The following is a 21,811-nucleotide window of genomic DNA, read 5'->3' on the forward strand; positions in this document are numbered from 1 at the left end:
CGCCGTGAATCGCCATGATGATGAGCACGCTCGCCATCGCATCTCGCAGGCCACCCGCGCGCGCCGTTCGCCTCCACCACAATCGCACCGCCCCCGCCCGACGACCCTTCCCCCGCGCGCGTCGTCCAGGGTAGATATTTCCATCTCCGCTCACGAGGAGATGCGAGCCAGATGGAATCTGCCCCCGACGCGTTGCTCGGCGACCTCTTCGCCCGTTCTCCCGATCTCCTCTTCGTCGCGTCGGCCGAGGGAGCGTTGCTCCACTCGAGCGGTGGGCTGCGCGAGGCGCTGGGCGCCGGGGTCGCGATCGGCGCGCTCCTCGCCGACCTCGCGCACCCGGACGATCGCGAGGCGCTCTCCGCGGCCTGGGCGGCGGTCCTCCAGGGGGACGAGCCCGTCTCCTTCAGCGTCCGCCTGCGCGACGGCGACGGCGCCTACCGGCGGCTCTCGTGCAGCGCCAGCCGCTCGTCCGACGGCAGTGCCGTCCTCGGATCGCTCCGCGCCGCGCCCGAGATCGCCGGCGATGAGCTGGCGAAGCTCCGGCTCAAGGCGCGCATCCTGGACGCCGTTGCCGAGCACATGGAGTTTCTCGGGTTCTGGTCGACGGACCGCGACGGGGTCTGCCACTACCATGCGGGCAAGGCGAGCGAGAGGATCGGGATCAAGTCCGGAGCGCTCGTCGGGCGCAACCTGCTCGACATGTACAGCGGCATGGACCAATTCTCTCACGCCCGGGAGCAGTGGTTCGACGGCACGGTCCGCCGCTTCCCCAGCCAGACTCACGGCCTCGAGTGGGACAACTGGATCATCCCGCTCCGGGACGACAGCGGCGCGCTCGTGGAGGGCATGATCGGCCTGTCGCTCGACATCACCGAGTCCAGGCGCGCCGAGAACGAGCTGCGCATTCAGCTCGACCAGATCGCCGCGCAGCAGAAGGTGATTCGCGATCTCTCCACGCCGATCATCGAGGTCTGGGACGGCGTGCTCACGCTCCCCATGGTGGGCACCGTCGACAGCGTGCGCACCGCCGAGGTCATGGACAGCCTGCTCTCGCAGATCGTCGAGAAGCGGGCGAGGTTCGCCATCCTCGACCTCACCGGCGTCGAGGTCGTCGATACCCGGGTCGCGAGCCACCTCATCCAGCTCGTCACCGCGATCCGGCTGCTCGGGGCCGACGGCATCGTCGCCGGCATCAAGCCGAACGTCGCCCAGACCATGGTCGCGCTCGGGCTCGACCTCTCCCAGCTCAACACGCAACGCAACCTGCGCGCCGCGCTCACCTACGCCATCCGGTCCATGAGCCTCGCGCAGGACGCCTCCCGCGCCGCGAGCCCGGCGCCCACCAGGAACCCGGCCCCGTGAGCCGCGCGCCCGCGCGGGCGCGCGGCCTTCCCGCGCGGGCGCGCGGCCTTCCCGCGCGGGCGCGCGGCCTTCCCGCGCGGGCGCGCCGCGGCTCACTCGTCGACGAGATCGAAGACGATGCCTCCCTGCGTCTTGATCCGGTGAGTCGACCGGTTCGCGTTGTTCACCGGAGAGGGCGTCAGCGGGTTGGGCGCGGCGCCCACGATGACCGGACGATCGGGGTCGCCGTTCACGAAGGCGATGAGCACCTCGGTCCCCGGCTTCAGCGGGAAATGCGTGCCGTAGTTCGCCCCGGCGTGGTTCTGGAGCATGCGCACCGGCCTCGACGGCGCGCCCCCGGCGGGCCCCGTGTCGAAGAGGAACCGGACCATGTACCTGCCCTGATCGTCGATCTCCGCGTTGCTGCCCCCGCCGCCGTTCCCCGCGTCGACGATGCCGGTGACGACCCCGCTGATCCGCGGCGTCGGCGTGAGCCGCGGCGGCCGATACGTGTTCTTGGCCGGGATCGCCCGGAACGTGTTCACGTACCGCTGCGGCTCGTCGGAGGGGCCGCGGCCGCCGGCGGCCTGCGCCGCCCGGTGCTCCACCTCCACGAAGAGCATGTCGAGCGGCTCGAGGGTCGGGTGCCCCTCCAGCACCGACCGCGCGCCCGCGCCCAGCGCGCACACCGAGCTCTTGCCCGCGTAGACGAGCTGAGTCGCCTGCCGCTCCTCGGCCCTGATCTGCGCCAGCACCTTCCCCTCCGCAGGCGTCTTGTAGTGACCGCCGAACTCGACAACGCCGCCCGCATACCCGGTGGGCAGCACGTGCTCCGACGTCAGATCGAGCATCGGTTGCCGGTAGTTGTAGTCGCGGGCCACATACACGCTCGGCACCAGCCGCGCCCTCGCCTCGATCTCGAAGACGTCGCGCGTCTCCCCGCGCTCGCGGAAGTGGACGGACGCCGCGCCGGCCGTGGGCTTGAACCCGCTCGGGCTGTCGGTGAAGACCATCGTGTCCTGGCCGTCCTGGTGCTCGAAGAAGAAGCTGATCCCGACGTGCTCGGCCAGACGGCAGATGAAGGCGAAATCGGTTTCCTGGTACTGCACCACGAACTCCCGTGGCGGGTAGGTGCCCATCAGCCGGAGATCCACGTCGCTCCCGCTCAGGCCCACGAGCTCGAGCTTCTGCTTGATGAGCTCCGGCACCGCCTTGTTCATCGAGATCTCGGTGGTCTCGACCAGCGTCAGCCGGAAGGCGCGCGGCACGATGCGCAGTCGGTACGCCCGGTGCTCGAGCATGCTCGCGAGCAGGTCGTGCACCTCCGCGACCATGCCGTGGATGCGCCGCTGCTCGACCCCGTCCTGCTCGAAGATGATCGCGACGTTCTCGCCCGTGAACGTCTGGCCGTCGACCGCGGCCTCGCTCGGACACACCACCTCGACGTCGAAGCTGAAGAGCTGCGAGATCGCCTCGCGCCCCGAGAGCCTGTTGACCTGGAGGATGTCGGACGAGAAACCGGAGAGCTCCAGTCGAATGTCCAGCGAATCGAATCGGGTAGTCATCGTCGCAGCTCCATCCACCGTGCCGTGGGAGAGGGTCTCCTGCCGCCGGACGCCCGTCTCCCGGGCGCCCGGCGCGCGCGCCGAGGCGGGCCCGGCGCGCTATCGTTTGCGATCGAACCGTTCGTAAAGGCTCCTTCTCAAAGCGGGTGACGGGGTCGGCAGCGCCGGGCGCTCCGGCGGCGGGGCCGGCCGGGGCGGCGGCGCCCCCGCCCGCGGCTCGTCGGCCTCGAGCGAGCGCGCAGGCGAGGCGCTGATCACGGGCCTCGGCGGCGGCGAGGGCTCCGGCGGGGGCATGGGCGCCGATGGCGGGGGCTCCGACGGCGGGGGCTCCGGCGACCAGGCGTCCGGGGCCTCCGCGGCTTCCCCGCGCGCAGGCGCGCGCTCCGGGGGGACCGCGAGATCCAGCGATCCAGATCCCTCCGGCGCGTCGGCGCTCGACCCCCAGTCGTCGTCGGGCGGGAGCGCGAGCGTGCCCGAGCTCATGCGCTCGTCCGGGATCGGCGCCTGCGAGATCACCGGCGGAGACAGCGGCGCGCCCGGGAGCGCCGGCTGGAACGGGAGCGCCGGCTGCTCCGCCGCGCTGTCGTCCTGCTCGGGCAGCAGGGCCAGCGTCGCGGCGGGGGACACCTCGGGCGCCTCGTCCTCCGCGAGGAGGGCGAGCGTCCCGGTGTCGAGCCGGGGGCCGGGCGCCCGCGCGCCCGCGGCTTGCCCCGCGATGTCGTCGGGCGCGGACCCCGGACGAAACGGGGTCGCCGCCGCCCAGACCGCCGCTGCGGCCACGGCGGCTGTCACCGTGACGCCGTCCGGGAGGCCCATCGTGCGCCCCCCGGCGGCCGCGTCGGCCACGGTCGCGCCGAGGCCTTCGCTGTCGTCGTCGCCGCCTCGCGCCTGGCCGGCCGCATCGCCGCCGCGCGCGCCGCTCTCCGCAGGGCCCGCGGGCCACGCGAGCGTCTCTCCGAGGAGCTCGACGCCCGCCACGATGGAGACCGCTGCGAGCGCGGCCGTGTCGGGCACGGGAAAGCTGCCCCGGAAGACGACGGTGCACCGCTGCTCGTCGCCGTCGATGCGCAGCGTATCCGCGTTCAGATCGAGCTCGTGGCCCTCGCTCACGCCGAAGGCGGAGAGGCCGTGAATGCGCGCGCGGCCGCGCGCCTCGGGCAGCCGCGTCCTCACCCGGGGCAGCGTGGGGTGGAGCCCGTGGAGCTCGATCCACTCCCCGCCGCGCAGATAGCCCATCCGCTGATCGGGGGGCGCCGCCTGGTAATAGGACCAGTCGAAGGCGTCGGGGATCTCGGCGATGGGGGCGTCGAGCGCCTTGCGCGGGGTCGCCCCGAGCAGCCGCCTGCGCGCGGGCCAGGCGCGCGCGATGGGGCCGAAGCCCGCCGCGCGCGCCGGCTGGAGAGGATCGACGATGTTCGCCTCGGGATCGGACGGGTCGCCCTTCGCCGGCACGCCGAGGAAGTTCTCCTCGTCGTTCTCGCCGCGGAGCGCCCGCTCGTACACGAGCGGCATCCGCTGGAATCCGGCCCTGTCCTGGACGAGGAGCTGCTTGTCGAGGAGGACGCCGCTCTCGTCGGAGATCGCGAGTCGCACAGGCAGGGAGTGGACGGGCGCGCCGGGCGGCGGCGCGTGCGCGTGGCCGGTGAAGAGCACGTCGGCGCGGTCCAGGTGCGGGGCCAGATCGCTCGTGAGCCTGACGCTCCGCCCAGGGTGGTTGCCGTGATGGACCTCGCCGGGGACGATCTTCTGCGGCTCGACCCTCGGCATCTCCGCGTCCGGCGCGAACGCGAAGGTGGCCTTCACGATCACGGTGACGCGGAGCTGGCCCCCGCTGCGCCATGCGACCGAGGCTGCGGCCGCTCCGCTCAGCGGCGTGACCCTCTCGGGCGCGATCGCACTGTTCGCCATCCGCTCCCGTATAGCACAGCCGGAGTTGCGCCCCGGACCGATCGCGCACGCCAGCGCCGCCGTATCGTACCGGCACACCATTGCACGGCCGTACACCGCCGCATCATTGCACTGCCACACCATCGCACCGCTGCATCGACGCCGCCGGACCCTGCCGCAGGGGCGGCGCCCCGCGCGCGGCGGACCTGCGGCAGGGCGGCGCGCCCCGAGCGCGCGAGGACGCACGAGCGATGGCCGAGGGCGAGCGGCGAGCGTAATGCGGGCCAGACGCCGGCGCCCGCGCGCACAAACTTGCCGCCGCCGCGCGCCCATGCGACCCACGGCGATCATGAAGCTGGCTGGAAGCGCTCGTGCGCTGGGATCGGCGCTCGCCGTCCTCGTCATGATTGGCTCGTTCGGCTGCGACACGGTCGCGACGCTCGTCGCGCCGGCGGTGCCCGTGGTCATCGAGAAGGCGACCGCGCCCGGGGAGCCGGCTGCGCCCGAGGATCAGGCCGTGCCCGAGGATCCCGAGAGCCGCAAATGCTGCTTCCGGAGCGTCGAGAGCGTCGCCAGGGTGTGCGAGAGCAAGGAGCGTTGCTGTACGGGCAAGTACGACCGCAGCGCGTGCGAGGACTCCGGCGGCCTCTGGTTCCACAGCGCCGACGGGTGCGCCGGCGCCTGCTGAGGATGTGATCGACCTCGACCCCGACGCCCTGCACCGGCTCGTTCAGCGGGCCACGGGCCATCTCCCGACGTCGGTGGTCCCCCTGCGCGGCGGCGTCTCGGGCCGGCGCTACCTGCGCGTCGTCACGCCGGCGGGCACGGCGGTCGCGATGTTCGCGCCGAGCGGCGCGTGGGTGGGCGCGGCAGGCGGCGGCGCTCCCCCGCGGTGGCCGTTCCTCGAGGTGCACGCGCTGCTCCGCGAGCGCGGCGTGCGGGTGCCGGCGCTGCTCGCGGAGGACTGCGAGCGCGGCCTCTTGCTCCTGGAGGACCTCGGGGACCGGACGCTCGCGGCCCTCGTCGAGCGCGAGCCCGGCCTCCGCGCCGAGGTCTACTCCCTGGCCGTGCGCGATCTCGCGCGGGCGCAGCGGGCGCTCGCGGCGCTGCCGCCCGGCTCGATCGTGGACTCCTGCGCGCTCGACGCGACGCTCCTGCGCTGGGAGCTCGACCATTTCCGCGCGTGGGCGCTCGACGCGCGCGGGCGCCGGCTCGAGGACGCCGCGCGGGCGGAGCTCGACGCCGTGTCGGACCGCCTCGCCCGGCGCATCGCCGCGTGGCCGCGGGGGTTCGTCCACCGCGATTACCAGAGCCGCAACCTGATGGTCGTGGACGCGCCGGGCGGGGGCCTCGAGATCGCGTGGCTCGACTTCCAGGACGCCCTCCTCGGCCCGCGCGTCTACGACCTGGTGACGCTCCTCAACGACAGCGTCCAGGACCTCGATCGCCCGTTCATCGAGGCGCGCCTCGACGAGTATGCGGCCGCCGCCGCGCTCGACAGGCGGGCGCGCGCCGCGCTCGGCCGGGAGTTCGACGTGGTCACGGTCCAGCGCAAGCTCAAGGACGCCGGCCGCTTCGTGTTCCTCGACCGCATCGGCGCGGATCCGGGCTACCTGCGCTACGTCGAGCCCGCGCTGGCGGCGGCGCGCGCGGCGCTCGCGCGGCTCGGCGACGACGAGGACATGCGCGCGCTCGCGCGGCTCATCGGGCCGGCGTGACGGGGAGATTTCAACGCAAAGGCGCAAAGGCGCAAAGGCGCAAAAAGACAAGAGAAATGGGGCGTGGTCCCCGAACGAGGCGGCCATGGCCCCGGCCATCTCGTCGTCTTCGATCCCGTCTCTTTGCGCCTTTTTGCGCCTTTGCGCCTTTGCGTTTGAATCTGACATCCTCGGTCGTCGGCCGGCTGACCTCGGCCCTCGGCCGGGTGCAGCTCAGAGGTCCGACGCCTCGAGGAAGCGCTGGAGAAACGTGATCGTGCCCGGCTCGCCGTCCGTCGGGGAGCCGCCGAACACCGCGAACTGGTGCCATACCCAGTCGGCGCTCAGATAGCCATCCTTCTCGCTCTCCTCGAGGGCGGAGCACACGTGATCCCAGCGCGGGTTGGCGCCGGGGAGATACCCGCTCTTGTCGGGCGGCAGGCTGGACACGCGCGCTTCGTCTGCCTGCGTCGCGAGCTTCCGCTGGATCGCCGCGTTCGCGTCGAGCTGGTGGCCGCCGGTCATCCGCAGCTTGCGTGCGGCGTCGCCGCCGAGCCAGCGCGCGATCAACGCCTCGCTCTTCGCGATGCCGCGGGCGTCGAACGCGAACACCTCGCTCACGCGGTCCTTGTTGGCGGCGAGCGCCTGCCACAGCGGCAGCCCGCCGGCGCTGAAGCCCGCGAGCCCGAGCTTGCCGAGCCGCGCCCCGCCCGGCCCGATCTTCCGCGCGCCTCCCAGGAACCGGAGCGCCGCGTCGGCGAGGCCGGGCAGGCTCGCGGTGGTCGCGGCGCCGAAGCTCGTCCCGCTCGGCCACGGGTGCAGCATGACCACCGCCTTGCCGCTCGCCGCGAGCGCCTCCTCGAAGCCGCAGCGGAGGTAGACCCAGCGGGACTGGTCGCGCGGGTCGCGCGCGAACACGTCGCGCGCCCAGAACGAGGCGTCCGGATCCGGGTCGGGGCTGAGCAAGTATCGGTTCAGCCCGAACATCTCGTGACGCTGGTCGACCCGCGTGTAGGCGTACCCTTCCGGCCGGTAGAACACGAGGGCCGAGGTCCCGTCGTCCGTCGGCGCCTTGCAGGCCTCCGGGACGCTCGCGAACCAGATCTTCGGCTCTCCCGCGGTCGCGCCGAGCGCCACGAGCTCCGTGCCGGGCCGGTGCTCGCGCTGGTACTCGTCCGTGTACTTCGCGCAGGCCATCCAGAACGGCGTGACGTCGACGAAATCGGTCGCGATCTGCGCGTGCGCGAGCCCCGGCGCCGCCTTCACGCCGACGAGCGGGTGCGCCTGCCCGAGCGCCGGATCCGGGGCGGGGCTGAGCGACGTCCCGCCGCCGGTGACGTCAAAGGCCTGCTCGACCGACAGGACCTCTTCCTGCAGGGCAGGGACGTCCTCGAAGGCGTTGAACGCCGCCGAGAAGCGCGCGCTGAGCGCGACGCGCGCGGCGCCGGCGGGGATCTCGAACTCGCGCAGCCCCGGGCCTCGCCCGGCGAGCGACAGCGGCGCGTCGTCCGCCGTGGCCTGCACGTCGGCGAGCGCGTCGGGCAGCAGGGGGCTGCCCGCGTTGCGCCAGGTGACCCGGAGCTTCAGCGGCACGGGGCGCCCCGGACCGGACGAGGCGCGCGCGGCGCGGGGGCGTGGAGGGCGCGGTACGGGCCGTCGCCGGCCAGGAGGGGGCGCTGCGGGGCGGTGGGCACGGTGTGCCCACGATATCAAACGTCGCGGGAGGCGGACGAGAACAACGGGAGGGGGACGCCGGGACGGGGATCCAGAGGAGCTTCCGTCGTTCCGAGGAGCTCAGCTCGTCATGCAGGAGGGCGCGCCGCGCCGCCGACAGGCGCTGCTCGCCTCGTCGGTCGGCGCGTCGCTCGTCGATAGGCGGTCAGCGCGAGCCGTTCACGCAGTACCCGAAGTCGATGGTCTGGCCAGAGCTGACCGTGGTGCTCCAGCCATCTCCGACGAACACGAAGTCGGTGCCGGCCGTGGTGGCCTTGGCGTTCCAGATGCTGGTGATCGTGGCCCCCTTCGCGGGCACGTAGGCCTTCCACGTCACATTGGAGCCCGTCGTCGTCACCTTGACGTTGTTGCAGTAGCCGCCCGTCCACGTCGCGTTGGGGGAGACGGCGACAGTGACGTTGCCGGGCTCGCCGCGCGCGCCGCCCGTGCTGGTGCCGCCGCCGGAGCCGCCAGACCCACCGCTGCCACCGGAGCCGCCGGCGCCGCCGGAGCCGCCAGCGCCGCCGCCGCCGCTGCTGGAGCTGCTGGTCGTGCTGCTGGAGCTGCTGGTCGTGCTGCTGGAGCTGCTGGTCGTCGTGCTGCTGCTGGAGCTGCCGCTGCCCTTCACCCGGGCGATGAAGCTGTCGTAGCCGGCGACGTTGCCCTGCTGCGAGAGCATGACGATCGCGATGTTCATCTCGACGGCCTTGGCGAGGTTGCTCTCGTTGAGCCAGGTGGAGTCGATGTCGATGGGGCCGCCGCCGAACGTGTAGGCGTCGACGATGACGAGCGGCAGGTTGAGCGCGCTGCTGATCTGGCGGTAGGTGAAGTTGTCGATCTTGCCCTCGGTGAACGGGAACTGCTTGCCCGTGAGGCCGACGTACTTGACGACGCTGCGATCCCAGCCGGCATAGAAATCGCCGGGCGACGCTGCCCACCGGGTGGCCGACGCGTTGAACCACGGGCTGAAGTCGATGACCACCTTGCACGAGGGGCAGCCCGACTTGATGGCGCCGAGGATCTGGTTCATGAATCCGTCGGATTCGGTCTTGTCGAACGCGTTCTGCTGATCCTTCTGCGAGAACTGGTACCAGTCCGGCTCGATGTGGATCAGCGGCTCGACCGACCTGCCCCCGAGGCCCGCGTAGATCTTCCCAGCCGCGTCCCTGTACTTGTTCACCATCGCGCCGATGTTGGCGCGCACGTAGGCCGCGCCCTGCTTGCACAGCAGCTCGTTCGGGTTTCCGTCGCAGTCGCGATCGGCCCCGAGCCCCTTCTTCGTCATGTCCGTGGCGATGTAGCCAAAGAAGTAGGGCTGCTTACCCTTGCTGATGATCGTCGAGAGCTTGCTCTGGTGTGTGCTGGTGAAGCCGCCCGACATCAGCCAGTCGCCCACGGCGACGACATCGACGTTGGCCGGCCCGGACGACGGCGGGTTCCAGGTCTGGCTCCACTGCGGCGCGACGCCGAAGCGCATCTGCGATGCGACTGCGGCTGCCTCTGCTTCCCCGGCGAAAATCTCGTCCTCTTCGGAGACGCCGGAGCCATCGTCCCCCGCGACGATGCACCCGCCGAGAACGGCGAGCGTGCACGCCACTGCCCCGGCACCGAAAAGCGAACCCTTGATCTTCGTCATTGTGTCGATCTCCAAGTGGCCGCGCGGCTCAGCGCCGCGTCGGATTTTTTCACTCCCGAGCGCCAGCATCGGCTTGGCGCGGGGCACTTGTTGAGGTGCCCGGGGTAACTGCAACGCCCGGGCCATCACCTCTCGAGATCGGGAAACGCCGATTCATGGGCAGATTTTCGACGGTGCCTGTCCGCTCGAGATGGTGAGTGGACCGGAGGACTGGATCGCCGATCCGGTGCACGGATGATCCACCGCGAACCCCCTGATTCTCCAGGGAAAACGGGGGAAAACCCGGGTAAGGACACCGAATCTCGCGCATGACACGCATCGATGGTCGGGCGACCGACGTCATTCTCGCTCGCGATCGCCCGTTGTCCCACCGGGCCGCCGGGCCATCCATCCACCAGCGGAGTGACGTCAGTGGAGCGCCACGCAGCGAGAGCAGAAGTTTCCCGAAAGCAGCCTTATTTGGCGCACCCCGGGGAGAATGTTCGACTCGCGCTGTCGTGCCTGCGGCCCCAGCAGCCACGCGAGGTACATCGTACATGTCTGATACGTGCCGACATGCACCGATGATGGGACACCAGGGGAAAGCGCTTGATCTTCTTCTTTCCGTGGGCCAGAATGCATGTCTTTTATCTCGCCCAGCGCTCCGGTAGCCTGCGCCGCATGAACGTGAACTGTGGAGTGGAGCGATGAGCACGCCTGCTCTCATCGAGATCGAGGACGCCGAGGTGTTTCGCGGCGACACGCGCGTCTTCGAGGGGCTGTCGCTGCGCATCGAGCAGGGGGAGAGCACCGCGATCCTCGGGCCGAACGGGGCGGGGAAGTCGACGTTGCTGAGGCTGCTGTCTCGCGAGATTTATCCCGTCCACCGCGAGGGTTCGGCGGTGCGGATCCTCGGGCGCGAGCGGTGGGAGGTCTTCGCGCTCCGGCGCCGGCTGGGGCTCGTGTCGTACGAGCTGCAGATGGCCTATCCCCGGGGTGTGCTGGGCCTCGACGTGGTGCTCTCCGGCTTCTTCGCGAGCGCCGGCCTGCACGAGCACGAGCTGCCGACCGCTGCGCAGCGCGGGCGGGCCGAGGCGGTGCTCAGCGAGCTCGGCGTGGCGCACCTCGGCGGCAAGCCCATCGCGGAGATGTCTGCCGGCGAGCAGCGGCGCTGCCTTCTCGGCCGCGCCCTCGTGCACGACCCGGAGGCGCTCGTGCTCGACGAGCCGACGACCAGCCTCGACCTGAAAGCCGCGTTCGAGCTCGTCGACCTGCTCCGGCGCCTCGTGCAGCGCGGCAAGACGCTGATCCTGGTCACGCACCACGTCCAGGAGATCCCGCCGGAGATCGAGCGCGTCGTCCTGCTCAGGAAAGGCCGTATCTTCGCCGACGGCCCGAAGCGCGCGGTGCTGACCGACGACAACCTGTCGCGCCTCTTCGACGTCCCCCTCTCCGTTGTCGAGCGCGACGGCTTCTTCCAGGTCTTCCCCCGGACCGTCTGAGACATGGAGTCTCGCTCTCGCAACTCTGCGGCCGGATCGCCCTCTGTCTGATCAACCGCCCCTATAAAACCGTAGGCCCGCGGAGAGGGTGCTCTCGGCGCGGGGTGGGGGATGGGCCGATGTCTGAGCCTGAGACATGAGTCATCCGGCTTGCCGGATGATTCATGTCTCAGGCGAGTTCGGCGGGGCCCCCACCCCGCGCCGAGAGCACCCTCTCCGCGGGCCGGGCCCCTCGCGCGTTATCCGATCTCCACCTTGCTCCACATGTCCCGCCGCATCCGCTCCTTCCGCCGGTCGGTCCGCGTCACGAGCCGCGCCGCCCCCCAGGCGGCCAGGAGCTGCCCCTCCTGCCCGAGCCCGGGAAGCACGCTCCGCCCCACGAGCAGCGTCCGCTCGATCGGCCCGCGGATCGGCTCGCCCGCGAGCCCGAGGTAACCGGGCGGGTCGACCTCGAGCTGCCGCACCATCGGCTCCGCGCCCGGGGCGGCGCCCTTCAGCGCCGCGCGCTCGACGAGCCGGCGGCGCTGGCCGTCGTAGACCCACACGGGTAGCCCGTCGTGCACCGAGTCGACCAGCACGAGGTGGCGCTCCAGGAAGGGGAGCTCGGCCGTGAGCGCGTCGAGCACCGCCTGGCGCGCCTCGAGCAGCGACAGCGGGCCCCGGTCGGGCAGCAGGATCTCCGCCACGAGCAGCGTGTCGGTCGAGGGCGGCGGCAGGTCGCAGCGCTGGAGGTGGACCACGGGGCGGCCAGGCCCGGCGGGCCGCGTGGATCGCGCGGAGCTCGGCCGGCCCCCGGCGTCGCCCGCCGCGCGCGGCGCGGGCGACGACGATGACGGCAGCGGGCGGCCGGCCGCCAGCGCGGAGGACGACGACGGGAAGGGGAGCAGGAGCGTCTCCGGGCCGAGCGGCTCGGGCAGGCCCTCGCGGCGCACGATGAGCGACACGACGAACCGGCCGACCGACGAGGTGATCCGCGGCCACTCGCGCAGCGCGCGCTTGTGGATGCCCTCGCCGCCCGAGAGGCTCGCGAGCGTCTCGCCGTCCATGTCGGTGATCACGAAGCTGCTGCCGTTCGGGTGATCGTCGCCGTCGAGGACGACCCCGGCCGCGGTGCCGCGGCGCACGTGGACCGACGCGGCGCGCTCGTCGAGCAGGCAGCGGCCGCCGTGCGCGAGGATGCGCTCGACGAGGAACTCCTCGAGCTCCTCCTCGCCGCGCGGGAGCGTCATCAGCCCGCGCGTCCACGCCCCGTGCAGGCGCGCCACGGCGAACGGCGGCGGGAGCGCCGAGAGGTCCGTCGCGAAGAGCACGGACTGCGTGACGATGGAGCGGAACAGGTGCCCGCGCGGGAACTCGACGAGCAGATCGGCGTCGGGCTCGGCGCGCGCGTACGGGAGCATGGCGGCGTAGCGGGCGGTCTCGCGCCGCTCCCAGAACGTGCCCGGCGGCCAGAGGGCGTCGTGCGAGAAGGCGTCGTCGGCGGCGCCGTTCACGTGGGCGAGCTCGGCGTAGAGCTCGTCGACGACGCGCCGGAGCTCGGGGAACTCGCGGTCGATCTCGCGGCCGAAGAGGACCATGTCGGGCGGCACGTCGAGGCGCCGGCGCGGGGCGACGACCTGCAGCATGGGCAGGGCGGGGACGATGCGGCGCTTCCAGGTCTGCGACTGGGCGAGCTCGACGAGGAAGCGGCGCCACGCGGGCGAGGGCTCGGCGAGCAGGGTGAAGGCGCGGCGGCGGAGGACGTGCTGATCGAGGCGGTAGGTGGGCGGTCGCTCGCCGTGCCCGACGACCATCACGGTGAAGTCGCGCCGCGCGAGGAGCGCGGCGGCCGTGAGCGCGCCGATGGACCGGCCGAGGACGATGACGTCGTAGTGCTTGTGGATCACGCCCCTTCCCCGGCAAGCTCTGGCGCGCGGCCGCCCTGGGCGAGCCCGAGCGCGGTGTCGACGCCGGCGAACGTCGCGCGCGCCCGGGCGCCGGGCGCGGCGGGCGGCGAGACCTCGAGGCGCCCCTCGGCGATCCACGAGAGCGCGCGGACGAGCAGGGCGTGCTCCTGGACGAGGATGCGCGCGGCGAGGGTGTCGTGGTCGTCGCCCACGAGGATGGGGACGGCGGCCTGGGCGAGGATGGGGCCGGTGTCGGTGCCGGCGTCGACGAGGTGGACGGTGCAGCCGGTGATGCGCACGCCGTGGTCGAGCGCCTGCTGCTGGGCGTCGACGCCGGGGAAGGAGGGCAGGAGCGACGGGTGGATGTTGACGACGCGGTGGGGGAAGGCGTCGAGGAAGGTCGTCGTGAGCAGGCGCATGAAGCCGGCGAGGACGACCCACGTCGCGCCCGCCTCGCGGAGGGCGGCGACGGCGGCGGCGTCGAAGCTGTCGCGGTCGGCGAAGTCCTTGTGCGGCAGGACGCGGGTCGGGATGCCGGCGCGCTCGGCGCGCGCGAGGCCCTCGACGCCGGGCCGGTTCGACAGGACGAGCCGCACGCGGGCGTCGAGGCGGCCGGCCGCGATCGCGTCGAGGATCGCCTGGAGGTTCGAGCCGCGGCCGGAGATGAGGACGCCGAGATCGAGGGGGGGCATGGGGGGCAGATACTACGGCGGGGGCGGGCGCGGGAGAGATCCGGGCGGAGGGGCCGTCCGGCTCCGGAGCGGGGCCGCCCGGAGCGACGGCGCGCTGCCCTTCGTGCGACCGGGCGACCGGCAGGAGAGCGCAGCGCCGCGGCCGCGGAGCGTTGCTTGCCGCCTCGCCGCCCCCGCCTATTCTCAGCGGCATGGTCGCCGTCGCTCCGCTGTCCGCGCCCTCGACACCCCCGCCTGGCCAGGCAGCGTCGAGCGGAGCGGGATGCTCCTCGAGCTCGATCTGGGAGCGCTCTCGGAATGCGCGCGGATCCCGGATCAGGCGGACGCGGTCGACGCCTACTGGGAGCGGCTGAAGCGAGGGGGATGAGCGGCGAACGCCGCCCCCGGGGCGCCGGTGCCCTCTGCCCGGCCACCTACCATCGCCGCGCCGCTCGGGGTAGGGTGGCGCCGCCACGATGCCGGAACGCCCGCACGAACCGCCGCCCCTGACCTCCGACGAGGCCGCGAAGCAGCGGGCCGCGTCCTACCTCGGGCGGGTCATCTCGAAGCGCTACCGCATCGACGAGGTCATCGCCATGGGCGGCATGGGCGCGGTCTACCGCGGCGAGCACGTGCACATGCACAAGCGCGTCGCGATCAAGATCCTGCACCCGGACACCGAGCGGCTGCCCGAGCTCGTGGAGCGCTTCGAGCGCGAGGCGATCGCCGGCGCCCACATCCAGCACCGGAACGTCGCCACCGCGACCGACTTCGGTGAGGCGGAGGACGGCTCGTTCTTCCTCGTCCTGGAGTACGTCCGCGGGACGACGCTCCACGAGATCATCCGGCGGGGGGCGATGCCCGCTCCGCGCGCCGTCCTGATCGCCAGGCAGCTCGCGGCCGCGCTCGACGCGACCCACGCGATGAACATTGTCCACCGCGACCTGAAGCCGCGCAACGTGATGGTCGTCGAGCCGCAGGGCGACCTCGTGAAGCTCATCGACTTCGGCCTCGCCAAGGTGAGCGTCGACCAGCTCCGCCGATCCGCCGCGTCGCCGGAGTCCGTGCGGGCGCCGGAGTCGCTCCCGGCCCGGCTCACCACGGCCGGGGTGATCTTCGGGACCATCGCCTACCTCGCCCCCGAGTCGGCGCTCGGGATGGACTTCGTCGACGAGCGCTCGGACCTCTACGCCCTGGGCCTCATCTTCTACGAGATGCTGGCCGGCAAGCACCCGTTCCTGTCGAGGGATCCGGTCGAGCTCTTCAACCAGCACCGCAGCGCGCCCGTGCCGGCGATCGCCGAGCACTCGCCGGGCGTCGCGGTCCCGCCGGCGATCGAGGCGGTCGTGCGGCGCCTCCTCGAGAAGCAGCCGCGCGCCCGCTTCGAGGCGGCCGCGGAGCTGATCGCGGCGCTCGACCAGGCGTGCGCCGCGTCGGGGATCGTGACGCACGAGCCGAGGGCGGAGATGGCGTCGCGCTCGGAGATGGCGTCGCGCTCGGAGATGGCGTCGGTCCCGGCGACCGGGGATGCGGCGCGCGTTCCGAGCAACCGGCCGCCCCTGCCCGGCGCGGCGGCGCGCGAGCCGGAGGCGAGCCCGGGGAGCGGATCGGCGATCGTCCTCGGGGAGTCGTGCCTGGTCTCGCTGAACGAGATCGCGGACGAGCTGGAGCCCGCTGCGCAGCGGGCGGGCGGCGGGCCGGCCGGTGGCGGCGCGAGCGCGCCGGAGCCGGCGGTCCAGCCGGCGGAGGGCGGCGCAGGCGGCGCGGGGCGGGCGGATGCCGCGGAGCCGGCGCAGGACGACGCGGAGGAAGCCCCGGCGAGCTTCTCGCGGCCGACGCCGGTGCGCAACACGCCGACCCTCGTCGCCGAGCTGACGCGTGACTCGCGGCCGACGGCGGTGGGCGGGGCGGCGTTCATGGCGCAGGTCGCCTTCGCGCGGGAGGAAGCCGCGAGCAGCCGTGCGCCCGCCGGCGCCGACGACGCCGAGCTGTCGAGCGACTCGCGGCCGACGGCGGTGGGCGGGGCGGCGTTCATGGCGCAGGTCGCCTTCGCGCGGGAGGAAGCTGCCAGCCGCGGAGCTCGCTCCGAAGCCGCCGACGCGCAGCCGCCCCCGGAGCCGTCGCGGCCACCGGAGGAGCCGGCGCGATCGCACGAGCCGGCGTTGCAGGAGCCGGGGCCGACGGGCGTGACGGCGCTGTCGCTGGAGGTGGCGCTGGCGCGGTCGCTGGAAGCGGCGACGGCGAAGGAACCGGCGGGACCGACCTCCACGCCGCTGCCGCCGGAGGAGCGAGCGTCGTCGCCGGAGGGGCCGGAGGGTGCGGCTGCGCGCTCATCGCAGAAACCGTCGCTGCCGGGCGCGGAGGAGCCGCCGCGAGCACCTTCTGCAGCGGGACCGCCGCCAGAGAGACCGACTTCGCCCTCCGGAGCGGGACCATCGTCGGCGAGGCCGCCTGCGGCCAGCGCTGCGGAGTCTTCGCCAGCGCGATCGTCGTCGCCCTCCGCAGCGGGGCAGCCGTCAGCGCGATCGTCGTCGCCCTCCGAAGCGGGGCAGCCGTCAGCGCGACCGTCGTCGCCCTCCGCAGCGGGGCAGCCGTCAGCGCGACCGTCGTCGCCCTCCGCGGCGGGGCAGCCGTCAGCGCGACCGTCGTCGCCCTCCGCAGCGGGGCAGCCGTCAGCGCGACCGTCGTCGCCCTCCGCGGCGGGGGCAGTGTCGCCCAGGTCGTCTGTACCTTCAGCCGCCCCTGCCTCATCGAAGTCGCCCGCGCCCTCCGCTGCGGAGCCGTCGGCTAGACCGCCTTCACCCTCCGCAGCGGGGCCTGCCTCATCGCAGCCGCCCGCGCCTGCTGCTGCGGAGCCTGCGCCATCGCAGCCGCCCGCTGCTGCTGCAGCGGGGCCTGCGTCCTCGCAGCCGTCTGCACCGTCGTCCGCGGCGCCCGCGTCCTCGCAGCCGTCTGCACCGTCGTCCGCGGCGCCCGCGTCCTCGCAGCCGTCTGCACCGTCGTCCGCGGCGCCCGCGTCGTCGCAGCCGCCCGCGTCATCCGAGGAGGCGCAGCCTTCCCGGAAGGAGCCCCCTCCTGCGGCGCCGACGTCGCCGCCGCAGGACGAGCCGCCCGCCGACGACGCGGCGCCCGCCTCCGAGCCGACGTCCGAGCGGCTGAGCGGCTCGCGGCCCGCGTTCGCTCCGACGCTGCTGCGTGAGCTCGAGGCCGCCGAGGCGGAGCGCGTCGCGAAGGAGCGCGAGGAAGAGGCCAGGCGGAAGGCCGCCGAGGAGGCAGAGCGCGCCGCGAAGGAGCGCGAGGAGGAGGCCAGACGGAAGCTCGCCGCCCGGGAAGCGCGCGCAGCGCGGCTGCGCCAGGCCGACGTCGGCGCTCGCCTGCGCCAGATCGCTCCCTACCTCGGCGGCGGTCTGATCGCGGCGGCCCTGATCGCTGCGCTCGCCAGCGGCGGGGGAGCCCCGCCCGAGCCAGAGCCCCAGCTCGGCGTGACGCAGCCGCCGCCGAGCGCGCTCGCGACGAACGAGCCCCCCCCGACCGACACGACCGCCGCCCCGGAAGCACCCGGCCCCACCACCCCGGCGCCGGAGGCCGCTGCCCCGGCCGGGTCCGATGCGCCCGCCGGCCCGGCCGCGACCGACACGCCCGCCGAGCCCCCGCCCGACGAGGAAGCCCGGAAGGCGCTCACCGACGCGGCCAGGGCGCGCAAGTGGGTCAAGGCCGCCGAGGCGCTCAACGCGCTCGCCGAGCGCGATCCGACCGCGCTGCGCGACCGCGCGCTCGCGATCGCGGCGCGCAACCTCGCCATCGCCATCTCGAAGACGGGCGGCGAGCTCGCCGACAAGGTCTTCGACGCGCTCGCGAGCCGCTTCGGGACCGCCGGCCTCGACGTGCTCTACGAGATCGTCGAGACCCGCGGCCGCTCGACCCCGGCCAACCGCGCGGCGAAGCTGCTCCGCGATCCGGAGATCGCTGCCCGCGGGACGCCCGCCGTCCGCATCTCCTTCGAGCTGCGCGACGCGACCTGCGGCGAGAAGCTGCCGTTCCTCGAGCGCGCAGTCTCCGAGGGCGACCAGCGCACCCTGGTCGTGCTCGAGACGGCGGTGAGGCCCTGTTACACGAAGAACCGCGCCATCGATGAGGCGATCAAGAAGCTGAGAGCGCGGCTCGACGGCGGGTGAGCCCGCGCCGCGCCGGCGCCCGGCTCCCCCGGGCCGCCGCGCCGCGCGCCGCGCTCGCGGGCGCCCTCACCCGAACCGGACGCGCTCCTCGAAGGGCACGTCGCCGACCGACACCACCTCGCCGAGCACCCACGCCCGCTCGCCGCTGCCGGCGAGCGCCGCGATGGCCTTGTCCGCGGCGCCCTTCTCCACGACCGCGACCAGCCCGACGCCGAGGTTGAACGTGCGCCGCATCTCGGCCTCCTCGACCGGCCCGCCGCGCTGGAGCACCTGGAACACCGCCGGCCGCTGGTACGAGCCGAGGTCGAGCTGCGCGCCCAGCCCGTCCGGCAGCACACGCGGGAGGTTCCCCGGCAGGCCGCCGCCCGTGATGTGCGACAGCCCCCGGACCGCATCGCCGCACGCCGCGAGCAGCGCCGTGATCGCGCGCGCGTAGATGCGGGTCGGCGTGAGCAGCGTCTCCCCCACGGTCCCGCCGAGCTCGTCCACGCGATCGCTCATCCGGAGCCCCATTTCCTTCTCGAGCACCCGCCGCGCGAGCGAGTAGCCGTTCGAGTGCAGCCCGCTCGACGCCACGCCGATCACCGCGTCGCCGGCCGCGATCCGCTTGCCGTCGAGGATGCGCGAGCGCTCGACCACGCCCACGGCGAAGCCGGCGAGGTCGTACTCGCCGTCCGCGTACATGCCCGGCAGCTCGGCCGTCTCGCCGCCGATCAGCGCGCAGCCGGCCTGCTTGCAGCCCTCGGCGATGCCGCGCACCACCGCCTCGCCCACGTCGACGTCGAGCTTGCCCGTCGCGAAGTAATCCAGGAAGAACAGCGGCCGCGCGCCGACCGTCAGCACGTCGTTCACGCACATGGCGACGAGATCGACGCCGACCGTGTCGTGGACGCCCGTCGCGAACGCGACCTTCAGCTTGGTGCCGACCCCGTCGGTGCCGCTGACCAGCACCGGCTCGGACAGCCCGCCCGGCAGCATGCACAGCCCGGCGAACCCGCCCACGTCGGCCAGCACCTCGGGGGTACGCGTCGGCTTCGCGAGCCGCTTGATGCGCTCGACGAGCGCGTCCCCTGCATCGATATCGACCCCCGCTTCCCGGTATGTGACGCTCATGCGAGGCGCATCCCATACCTCCGCGGCAAAGGGAAGCGGGCTCGCTCCCGGCGCGGCCGCCGCCGCTCGCCGCCGCTCGCCGCGCTCGCCGGCCGAGGCGAGCGGCGCGGCGAGCGCGGCGGCCACCCCGCCGAGGCGCGCTCCGCGACGCGCCGCCGCAGGACGGCGCAGCGCCGGACGGCACCCCCGAGCGCGGCCGCTCCTCGCGCCTCGCGCCGTGGAGCGGTCGCCCGTGTCTCGGAGTGGTCGCCCACCCCGCCGCGCTCATTGCCGCGCGGCACGCATTGCGTTGCTCGGCGAGACATTATCGCTGGATTTGGCCGCATCCGACCGACGGCGATTCTTCGCTGCGGAGGTGTCGTGAGCGGCTCTCTGGCCTTGTCTTCTGCGCCGCGGTCGACATCCTAGGCGCCCATGTCCGCCGCGTCCGACTCGTCGCCTGCCCTCGTCCTCGTCGCCGCCGCCGTCGTGATCGAGCGCGGCCGCGTGCTGCTCACGCAGCGCAAGGTGGGCGCCCACCTCGAGGGCGCGTGGGAGTTCCCGGGCGGCAAGGTCGAGCCCGGCGAGGATCCGCGGGACGCCCTCGTCCGCGAGCTGCGCGAGGAGATCGGCGTGGAGGCCCGCGTCGGCGACATCGTGGAGGTGACGTATCACCGCTACCCGGCGAAGCCGGTGCTGTTGCTCTTCTACGAGGCTTCCTTCGCCGAAGGGTCTCCCGCTCCGGCAGCGCTCGACGTCGCCGCCGTGCGCTGGGCCGAGGCGCCCGAGCTCCGGGACGAGCTCTTCCCGCCCGCCGACGTCGCGGTGCTCGCCAAGGTGCGTGCGCGCCTCGCGGCCGGCTAGCTTGGCCGGTCATCAATCCCGGTGGAAAGGCCGGTCGATGACGAGCGCCCGTGGGAACGAGGCCCGCCCGTCGCGCGTCAGAGGCGCTGGTCTGTGCGGCGGACGCGCGCGCCGAGCTCCTCGACCCGCGCGATGACGCGCGCTGGGTCGAGCACGCTCTCCGGGTTGTAGAGCCCTGGGGCGACGGGGGGACCGCCCGCGAGCCCCAGCAGGCGCTCCGTCGCGATCGCGGCGCCGTACGCGCTGAGGCGCGCGAGGCCGTCCGTATCGACGATGTCGTAGCGCAGCCGCGCGCCCGCGCCGTCGTGGCGCCGCCCCGACACCTCGACGACGAGCTCCGTCACGTGACCCGCGCCGCCCGTCGCGGCGTCGCGCGTCGCGATGTCGATGCGGATCTCTCGCGCGTCGGTCGCCGCCGCGAGGCTCACCACGTCGGGCAGCGGCATGGCCCGGCCAACGCGCTCCACGCCCTCGGCGTCCACGAAGCGCCGTGTCGCCGCGTCGCCGAGCAACCAGGCCCATTTCCCGCCCTGGAGCACGAGCGGAGCCTGCCCGCTCTGCGCCTCTCGCTCGAAAGCGGCCTGCAATGCGGGGCCGCCGCGGTCGTCCGCGTCGACAACGCAGCCGATCGCGATCGCGTCGACGCGCTGGAGCTCCTGCGCGAGGTGCAGCGCCGCCAGCGTCGCCGTGCCGCCGAAGGCGTGGCCCAGCATGAGGATGGGAGCGCGCGTGGGTCGCGCGATGTAATGGGCGACCACGGGGCCGATCTCCGCGACCGAGTCCGAGAAGGCGACGTGGGGCACGCCGTCCGCCTGCGCGCGCTTCACCGCGCTCGACGCCTCGTCCTTGACGAGCGCGACGACGGCGCTGAACGACGCGCCTCGATCGAGGCCGAGGTCGTCGCGGCCGACGTCGGCGACCGTCGCCGTCGTCGGGCCGCCGACCTCCGCGGCGACCTCGGACGCCCTGCGCGCGTCGCGTCCGGCGATCGCTATCGGGAGGTCCGGATGCAGGCGCCGGAGCGCCTTTGCTGCGCGCGCGCCGACCTGGCCGGAGCCGCCGATCAAGAGAACGGGTGACATCGTTCGTGTGGCCATCTGAATGGACTCCTCCGCCGAGCGTGCTGTCGCGCCCGATGCCTGTCTGGTAGTAACCTACCTTTGGTAGGTTACCTTTGGCACTATGTACCCGCTCGTGGTGGCGTCAAGGCGGGACGTCGCGCGCGCCTTCACCGCCGCGTACATGCATTGCTTCGCGACGGTCGGGCCTCCGTGGCACGCGATCCTCGCGGCGCTGAAGGGCGACGAGCAGATGGACGCCCCGGGCGGGCTCAGCCTGCGTCCCTCTCGCGGAGCCCGCGGAGGAGGCGGATCGCGCCATAGATCATCAGTCCCAGGGCGACGACGTACCTCCCCAGGCCGGACCGCATCATGAAATTCAGGCCGGTGAGCGAGAGGCCGACGAGCAGGAGGGCGGCTCCGATCGCGATGTTGTTCCTGCCGGGCCTCTCCCGCCGGCCCGACGCGGCCTTCGTGCGCTCGGTCGGACCTCGATAAGGATCGCCGGACGTGGGCGCGATGCCCTCGATCGCCTCACGCTCGGAGTCGACCAGCGGTGTCTTGCAGTCGCTGCAGCTCGACACGTGATCCATGAACTCCGCGGGCGCGCCGACGCGCTCCCGGTGCGGGCAGGCGCGATAAGGACAGTACTTCACGACGAGAACATAGAGGGGCCGGCCGGCCCCCGCAAGCTCAGGCGCTCCCGGGGCGCGGGCCCGCCTCCGCGGGTGAGCCGCTTCACGCG

Annotated in this window: 16 protein-coding genes; 7 read left to right on the top strand and 9 right to left on the bottom strand. The window is 73.3% G+C overall.

All coding sequences use genetic code 11. From position 1 onward, the window contains the following. The first annotated feature begins 171 nt into the window (after window positions 1–171). Window positions 172–1,362 (top strand): PAS domain-containing protein, encoded by a 1,191-nt coding sequence (locus WME96_RS44805; RefSeq protein WP_437287662.1) that lies wholly within the window; start codon window positions 172–174, stop codon window positions 1,360–1,362. A gap of 92 nt (window positions 1,363–1,454) precedes the next feature. Here WME96_RS44805 and WME96_RS44810 read toward each other — a convergent pair whose 3' ends face one another. Together WME96_RS44810 and WME96_RS44815 are read right to left on the bottom strand one after the other, a co-directional pair. Then, a complete protein-coding gene (locus tag WME96_RS44810; protein ID WP_437287663.1) occupies window positions 1,455–2,906 on the bottom strand; it encodes a type VI secretion system Vgr family protein in 1,452 nt (483 codons plus the stop codon). Between the two features lie 99 nt (window positions 2,907–3,005). Then, window positions 3,006–4,814: a DUF2169 domain-containing protein gene (locus tag WME96_RS44815; protein ID WP_437287664.1), complete on the bottom strand. Its 1,809-nt coding sequence runs from the start codon at window positions 4,812–4,814 to the stop codon at window positions 3,006–3,008. A 328-nt stretch (window positions 4,815–5,142) separates the two neighbouring features. Here WME96_RS44815 and WME96_RS44820 point away from each other — a divergent pair, with 328 nt between their 5' ends. Continuing rightward, window positions 5,143–5,481 carry a hypothetical protein gene (locus tag WME96_RS44820; RefSeq protein WP_433931793.1) on the top strand — a complete coding sequence of 113 codons (339 nt, stop codon included), beginning with the start codon at window positions 5,143–5,145 and terminating at the stop codon, window positions 5,479–5,481. 4 nt (window positions 5,482–5,485) lie between these two features. Continuing rightward, complete coding sequence (locus WME96_RS44825) at window positions 5,486–6,511, top strand: phosphotransferase (protein WP_437287665.1); 1,026 nt, start codon at window positions 5,486–5,488, stop codon at window positions 6,509–6,511. A 213-nt stretch (window positions 6,512–6,724) separates the two neighbouring features. On the opposite strand, the gene WME96_RS44830 is transcribed toward WME96_RS44825, so the two are convergent. Both WME96_RS44830 and WME96_RS44835 read right to left on the bottom strand, forming a co-directional pair. Further along, a complete protein-coding gene (locus WME96_RS44830; protein WP_437287666.1) occupies window positions 6,725–8,083 on the bottom strand; it encodes a hypothetical protein in 1,359 nt (452 codons plus the stop codon). A 286-nt stretch (window positions 8,084–8,369) separates the two neighbouring features. Continuing rightward, window positions 8,370–9,680 (bottom strand): cellulose binding domain-containing protein, encoded by a 1,311-nt coding sequence (locus WME96_RS44835; protein WP_437287667.1) that lies wholly within the window; start codon window positions 9,678–9,680, stop codon window positions 8,370–8,372. Between the two features lie 845 nt (window positions 9,681–10,525). On the opposite strand from WME96_RS44835, the gene WME96_RS44840 reads away from it, so the two are divergent. Continuing rightward, complete coding sequence (locus WME96_RS44840) at window positions 10,526–11,320, top strand: ABC transporter ATP-binding protein (protein ID WP_437287668.1); 795 nt, start codon at window positions 10,526–10,528, stop codon at window positions 11,318–11,320. A gap of 239 nt (window positions 11,321–11,559) precedes the next feature. Here WME96_RS44840 and WME96_RS44845 read toward each other — a convergent pair whose 3' ends face one another. Beyond that, a complete protein-coding gene (locus WME96_RS44845; RefSeq protein WP_437287669.1) occupies window positions 11,560–13,206 on the bottom strand; it encodes an NAD(P)-binding protein in 1,647 nt (548 codons plus the stop codon). After that, on the bottom strand, window positions 13,203–13,898 hold the full coding sequence (purN, locus tag WME96_RS44850; protein ID WP_437287670.1) for a phosphoribosylglycinamide formyltransferase: 696 nt from the start codon (window positions 13,896–13,898) through the stop codon (window positions 13,203–13,205). The genes WME96_RS44845 and purN overlap by 4 nt, the downstream gene beginning before the upstream one ends. On the opposite strand from purN, the gene WME96_RS44855 reads away from it, so the two are divergent. Together WME96_RS44855 and WME96_RS44860 are read left to right on the top strand one after the other, a co-directional pair. Continuing rightward, window positions 13,897–14,265, top strand: a complete 369-nt coding sequence (locus WME96_RS44855; RefSeq protein ID WP_437287671.1) for a hypothetical protein — start codon at window positions 13,897–13,899, stop codon at window positions 14,263–14,265. The genes purN and WME96_RS44855 overlap by 2 nt on opposite strands. A gap of 88 nt (window positions 14,266–14,353) precedes the next feature. After that, window positions 14,354–18,052, top strand: a complete 3,699-nt coding sequence (locus WME96_RS44860) for a protein kinase domain-containing protein (RefSeq protein ID WP_437287672.1) — start codon at window positions 14,354–14,356, stop codon at window positions 18,050–18,052. 66 nt (window positions 18,053–18,118) lie between these two features. Here the strand turns inward: WME96_RS44860 and purM are convergent, their stop codons facing one another. Next, window positions 18,119–19,165: a phosphoribosylformylglycinamidine cyclo-ligase gene (purM, locus tag WME96_RS44865; RefSeq protein ID WP_437287673.1), complete on the bottom strand. Its 1,047-nt coding sequence runs from the start codon at window positions 19,163–19,165 to the stop codon at window positions 18,119–18,121. A gap of 414 nt (window positions 19,166–19,579) precedes the next feature. Here purM and WME96_RS44870 point away from each other — a divergent pair, with 414 nt between their 5' ends. Next, entirely contained in the window at window positions 19,580–20,008 is a 429-nt protein-coding gene (locus tag WME96_RS44870) for a (deoxy)nucleoside triphosphate pyrophosphohydrolase (RefSeq protein WP_437287674.1), read from the top strand. Window positions 20,009–20,085: 77 nt separating this feature from the next. Here WME96_RS44870 and WME96_RS44875 read toward each other — a convergent pair whose 3' ends face one another. Both WME96_RS44875 and WME96_RS44880 read right to left on the bottom strand, forming a co-directional pair. Further along, on the bottom strand, window positions 20,086–21,105 hold the full coding sequence (locus WME96_RS44875; protein WP_437287675.1) for a hypothetical protein: 1,020 nt from the start codon (window positions 21,103–21,105) through the stop codon (window positions 20,086–20,088). A 233-nt stretch (window positions 21,106–21,338) separates the two neighbouring features. Beyond that, the gene (locus tag WME96_RS44880) at window positions 21,339–21,722 is read right to left on the bottom strand and encodes a hypothetical protein (RefSeq protein WP_437287676.1); all 384 of its coding nucleotides are present in this window, start codon (window positions 21,720–21,722) and stop codon (window positions 21,339–21,341) included. Between the last annotated feature and the right edge of the window lie 89 nt (window positions 21,723–21,811).

Origin of the sequence: Sorangium sp. So ce406 (assembly GCF_051474675.1) — a bacterium.
GTDB classification, from domain to species: domain Bacteria; phylum Myxococcota_A; class Polyangia; order Polyangiales; family Polyangiaceae; genus Sorangium; species Sorangium cellulosum_G.